General features: G+C 70.6%; 1 pseudogene. It reads right to left on the bottom strand.

Features of this window, described 5'->3' with window-relative positions:
• Nucleotides 1-262, bottom strand: a pseudogene (locus tag IG04_RS47565) (MFS transporter); the annotation flags it as partial.

Here is a 262-nt window from a genome sequence, read left to right as displayed (position 1 = left end):
AACCACATCGGGATCCACGCACCACCGAGCAGCAGCTGCGCGATGTTCGCCGCCCCGAGCTGGGGAGTGCGGAAGATGCCGAGCCGCACCAGCGGAGCCGTCCGCTTGGCCTGGATGAGCAGGAAAGCGCCCAGCAGCACCACGGCGACGATCAAACCGACAGTCGTCTCGGCCGAGGCCCATCCCGCTTCCGGGGCCCGCACGACGGCGTAGACCGCCACCGCCAGACCGGCCGTCACGGTGATCGCCCCGAGCAGGTCGG

Source organism: Lentzea albidocapillata (assembly GCF_000719115.1).
GTDB classification, from domain to species: Bacteria; Actinomycetota; Actinomycetes; order Mycobacteriales; family Pseudonocardiaceae; genus Lentzea; species Lentzea albidocapillata.
Note: the sequence above shows the minus strand (reverse complement) of the source record. Positions and strands in the feature narration are given on the sequence as shown.